Annotated in this window: 3 protein-coding genes and 2 pseudogenes; 4 read left to right on the forward strand and 1 reads right to left on the reverse strand. The window is 71.5% G+C overall.

The genetic code is table 11. The features are described 5' to 3' along the window. Positions 1-60 precede the first annotated feature (60 nt). From ACY5KJ_RS18245 to ACY5KJ_RS18260, 4 genes and pseudogenes are all read left to right on the forward strand, one after another. Positions 61-333: pseudogene (locus tag ACY5KJ_RS18245) on the forward strand (toll/interleukin-1 receptor domain-containing protein); the annotation flags it as partial. Between the two features lie 155 nt (positions 334-488). Beyond that, a pseudogene (locus ACY5KJ_RS18250) lies at positions 489-2244 on the forward strand (ATP-binding protein); the annotation flags it as partial. Positions 2245-2283: 39 nt separating this feature from the next. Further along, the gene (locus ACY5KJ_RS18255; RefSeq protein ID WP_462203933.1) at positions 2284-2724 is read left to right on the forward strand and encodes a WD40 repeat domain-containing protein; all 441 of its coding nucleotides are present in this window, start codon (positions 2284-2286) and stop codon (positions 2722-2724) included. After that, the gene (locus ACY5KJ_RS18260) at positions 2616-2954 is read left to right on the forward strand and encodes a WD40 repeat domain-containing protein (RefSeq protein ID WP_462189172.1); all 339 of its coding nucleotides are present in this window, start codon (positions 2616-2618) and stop codon (positions 2952-2954) included. Before ACY5KJ_RS18255 ends, ACY5KJ_RS18260 begins: the two co-directional genes overlap by 109 nt. A gap of 19 nt (positions 2955-2973) precedes the next feature. Here ACY5KJ_RS18260 and ACY5KJ_RS18265 read toward each other — a convergent pair whose 3' ends face one another. Beyond that, a complete protein-coding gene (locus tag ACY5KJ_RS18265) occupies positions 2974-3993 on the reverse strand; it encodes a hypothetical protein (RefSeq protein WP_462189171.1) in 1020 nt (339 codons plus the stop codon). Positions 3994-4144: the final 151 nt, after the last annotated feature.

Below are 4144 nucleotides of genomic sequence, written 5' to 3' on the forward strand. Positions count from 1 at the left end.
CCGCAACCCCGAACACCAGCGGCTACGAACACGCTGCGCAACCACCCGCCGAGCCCGCAGATGCCTCAAACCCGCTTAACTTCGAAGAGCCTTCATCAGGCGCTGACCCTTCTTGGCCACCGGGTGTTCCTCGCTCAGGACATCCGGGTGGGCGTCCAGCCCGGCGACATGTGGAAGGATCGGTTGCACCACGAGCTGCGAGCCGCCGACGCCGTGGTCTGTGTCATCACCAACGCCTACAACGCCTCCCCATGGTGCGCCTACGAACTGGGAATCGCCTACGAGGTCGGCAGCCTGTTGCTGCCGCTGCGCGTGGAGCCGACGGTCACCTCCCCGCTCCTGGAGGACCGGCAGCACGTTCACCTGCACGAAAATCCGCGATGGGCCGACAACCTGAACGTTGGGCTGCGGCGCGTCGAGGCCGCCGGCGGGCTGGGCTGGGCGGACGACCGGTCCCCGTTCCGGGTCTGCGGCCGTTCACCCGGGACATGGCCAAGGTGTTCTATGGGCGCGGCAACGAGCTGCGGCGGCTCACCCACCGGCTACGCTCCCTCGGTGAACAGCGTCTGCTACTGGTGGTCGGTGCCTCCGGGTGCGGCAAGTCGTCGCTGGTCACCGCCGGCTTGCCGGCCCGGCTGGGAGGTAGCCGACCCCTTCTGGCCGGGCCGGGACCCGGTCCGCAAGCTCGCCCACACCCTGACCCAGGCTGCGAGGCGCGTCGGCCAGCAGTGGGCGGTCACCGACATCGACCGGCAGCTCAGGGAGGACGACCTGGCCCTGATGGGGCTGGCCGAAGAACTTCTGACGGCCGGCTCCGGCCCGGTGCGGGACAGACTGCTGCTACTGATCATCGATCAGGGCGAGGAGCTGTTCACCCGATCGGACGAAGAGGAACGGGCCCGGTTGGCGACCCTGTTGCGGCATGGGGTCACCGGTCCCGTGCGGGTGGTCATGGCGCTTCGCTCCGAGTTCCAGGACCAGGTCTTCGCCCTGCCCGAACTGAGCGGCCCTCCCGAACAGGGCGGGGTCAACCTGCACGTCTTCCCCCTCCGCCCGCTGGCCCGGGACATGCTGCCGGTCGTCATCACCGAGCCGGCCCGGGTAGCCGGCCTGCAGGTGGAGCCGGAGCTGGTCGCCAAGATGGTCGCGGACACCGAGGACGGCGAGGCACTGCCGCTGCTGGCGTTCACGCTCCATGAGCTGGCCAAGGACCAGACCCGCGGCGGCACCCTGTCGATGGACCGGTACCACGAGCTGGGTGGCGTGCAGGGGGCGCTGGCCCGCCGCGCCGACGCCGTCCTCGACGACGCCGTGGAGACGAGCGGGCTGGGCCGGGAGGAGATCCTGGTCGGCCTGGCCGAGCTCGCCACGCTCGACGAGGCCGGTCGGCGGACCCGCCGACGCATCGACCTCAAGGACCTGCCGTCCGACGCGTTGCGGAGAACCTTCCAGGTCTTCGTGAACCAACGGCTGCTGTCCACCCCCAGTGACAGCCTGGGGACCGCCGTCGGGGTCGTCCACGAGGCGTTGCTGACCGCCTGGAAGCCACTGGATGCCGTCATCCGGGAACGGGAAGCCGCCCTGCTCAGTGAGGGCAAGGTCGAGCGCGCCGCCGCCGAGTGGGAGCACAACGACGGCCCGCTCTGGGACGAAGACCGGCTGACCACCGCCATCACGACGCTGTGGCAGTCCTATGAGCGTTTCCGCGCCGGTGAGGAGCCGGTGGTCCATCTCAAACCGGCCGGGCGGAGGTTCATCGACGCGTGCGACCAGCGGATCGAGGAAGCCCGTCGCCAGGAACGTGCGCGCGTCGAGGCAGCCCGCCGCCGGGAACGTCACGAACGTCAACGCCGCCGGCAGGTCATCACCGTCCTTTCCGTGCTCCTCGTCTTCACTGTCGCCGGTGCCGCGATCGCCACCTGGCAGTCCCTCACCGCCCGGCAGGCGCAGCGCACCGCGGAACGGGCGCAGCTCACCACCGAACGGGCGCAGCGCACCACCGAACGGGCGCGGCACGCCCTGATCACTCATACCCTGCTCGCCAACGCCAACGTCGCGCGGGCGACGGACCGGGTGCGCGCGTTACGACTCGCCATCGCCGCCGAAAACATCGACTCCGGTAGCGGTGGTGAGGCCGGCAGCCAGGCGAACCTGCTGCAGACTCTCGTCGAGGACCCGACCGCGCTCGCCAGCCGCGGCGATCCCGTCACCTCGGTGACGTTCTCCCCGGACGGGCGCATCCTGGCCGTCGGCGGCGCGAACGCAACGGTCGTGCTGTGGGATGTGACGGAGGGTCAACCTCGTCGGATCGACCCGCCCCTCACCGGCCAGCGCAGCGGGATCACGTCGGTGACGTTCTCGCCGGACGGCCGGAACCTCGACGCGACCGGCGTCGACGGGACAGTGCTGCGGTGGGACATCGCCGACCCGGACCGGCCACAAGCGCGGGAGCGCGTGAATGCCGCCGCGCCCCCACGCCGTGGGAGGCATTCTCCCCGGACGGGCGCCTCAGAGCCACCGGCCAGGACGGATCGATCATGCTGGCGGATGTCACCGCCCCGGATCGGCCCCGGCCGCCCAGCCTCCTTCTCGCCGACCCCGGACCGGTCCGGGCCGTGGCCTTCTCCCCGCACGGGCAGGTCCTGGCCGCGGTCGGATCTGGCCGGAGGGTATGGCTCTGGGACACCAGCGTCACCCCGCCGCGGCAGATCGGGCAGCCGCTGACCGGGCACACCCGCTCCGTCCTGTCGCTGGCCTTTTCCCCGGACGGCGGGACGCTGGCCTCCGGCGGCAACGATGGCACCGTCCGGCTGTGGCGACTCGCCGCGATCGACGCGTTCCGCCGCAACGGCGTCGTCGAATACGCCTGCCACGAGGCCCAGGGCGGGCTCGACCAGTCGGCGTGGAGCTTTCACATTCCCGGCCTGCCCTACCAGGACACCTGCGCCGGGTGACCGCCGGCGGCACCGTCGGCTACGTCGGCAACGTCCAGGTGTCGAGGCGTTCGGCGATGTTGTTCGTGCCCTGGCGCCGCCCGGCGATCCGCCGGGCGTCCGTGAGGAACCGGTGGGTCCGCGTGACCACCACGGCGTTCGGCCGGTGCTCGGAGATGTCCAGTGCCTCGGTGACGAGCGCTTCGGCCTCGTCGACGTGGTGGCGGTGCAGGGCCGCTGTAGCCGCGGCGATCCTCGCCATCGACCGCAGGCCGGTCGCCCCGGCGACGTCGAGATGGTGCACCGAGGCGTCGGTATAGACTGAGGCCGCGTCCGGTTGGCCGAGTTCGACGTACGCCGCCGCAGACAGTTCAGCGAGCGTCAGCATATGCAGGGTGTCGATCGAGAACCCGGGGTTGCCCGACTGCGCGCGGCTCAGCGTCCCCTGGATGCGCCAGGCACGGTTGATCGCTTCGTGCACGCCCGCCCGTTCACCGAGCGCGCCCAGGGTACGGGCCTCTATCGCCGCGGCGCGGCTGGCGGCCGGCGAGCCCGCACCGACGTGGGACGTGGCGGCGCGGGCCAGCGCGAGGGCGGAGGCCAGGCGGCCGGACTTGCGGGCCAGGGAGCTCTGCCACAGCCGAACCCAGCACTGCAGTGCCCGGTCCCGCGCCTCCTCGGCGTGGCCGAACGCCTCGGCGAACGCGGCCGTCGCCCCGGGGATGTCACCGAGGTCGTGGCGGGTGGTGGCCCACAGGGCAGCCAGGCGGCCGGCGGCGCGGTGCAGGCGGGCGTCGACGGCGGTCGGGTGCCCGCCCTCGGCGAGCAGGGAGCGGACGGCCGGCAGATGCCGGCGTAGGTACACGCTCGTCGCGCCGATCGGGGTCCGCTCGTACGCCCCGGTGATCTGCTGGATGCGGACGTCGATGTGGTTCAGGACGTCCTCGGACGCGATCACTCGCGGGGTCACTGGCCCGCTCCGGACCATGAACAGCCCGGGTGGCAGGGATGCCCCCGCCGCCAGCCGGAGGAACCGCCGTCGATCGGACTCGTCGCCCATGCCGCACCTGCGCTTCGGGATGTCGCCCGCTTCCCATGACCATGATCCGTCCGTTGGCAGTCGAAGAACGGGTCATCGTCCATGGTCATGCCCCGTCTGCCGGCCCGGCTGCACACTCGCTGGACGTTAGGGCCTGTTTGGGAAGTTCATC

This window comes from Frankia sp. CcWB3 (genome assembly GCF_977927595.1).

Bases quoted from the DNA above. Each gene is read 5' to 3' on its own strand.
- ACY5KJ_RS18265 (WP_462189171.1), bottom strand. From the start codon at position 3,993: ATGGGCGACGAGTCCGATCGACGGCGGTTCCTCCGGCTGGCGGCGGGG.